The sequence below is a fragment of the Neisseria sp. P0019.S002 genome, assembly GCF_051957155.1.
Taxonomy (GTDB): domain Bacteria; phylum Pseudomonadota; class Gammaproteobacteria; order Burkholderiales; family Neisseriaceae; genus Neisseria; species Neisseria perflava.
The window spans coordinates 1-452 of the sequence record NZ_JBQCWS010000127.1 but is presented as its reverse complement, the minus strand read 5'-3'; the positions used below and the strand labels follow the sequence as shown (position 1 = coordinate 452).

The window sequence follows — 452 nt, the reverse complement described above, 5'->3', positions numbered from 1 at the left end:
GAAATAATATGGGGTCATTTAGATGCAGTCCCAGTCGTTGAACATCAGGCCGAAGCCGATGCCGTTTTGTTTGTGGTTGTAGTCACTCAGACTTTCGCCGTAGCCGTGGAAGCCGCGGACAACGCCTTTGAGTTTGCCTTTGATGGGGAAAGTATAGGCCGCTTCAACGGCACCGCGTCCGCTTTTAGGGTTGTAACGCAGGACGGAATAAACATTTTGCTTATCGTTGAAACGGTATTGGACTTTTAAGTCGCCGTAGCCCATGTATTTGTTGATGTCCGGATTGTCATCGTCATCCCCTTCTTGGTCGAAGGCACGCATCCAAACTCTAGGAATAACGGTCAGCTTGCCCCATTCCATACCGGACATGGCGTAAACGCGGTTCCATGAGCGTGATTCGGGGCGGCTTTGACCGTTGGATTGGTGAACACAACCTGCGCCAACCATGCGCA

Annotated in this window: 1 protein-coding gene; it reads right to left on the bottom strand. The window is 51.3% G+C overall.

The window, feature by feature from the left end:
• Positions 1 to 18: 18 nt before the first annotated feature.
• Positions 19 to 452, bottom strand: a 434-nt coding sequence (locus tag ACTHTY_RS11900) for a phospholipase A (RefSeq protein ID WP_440367837.1), incomplete at its 5' end; no start/stop codon positions are given.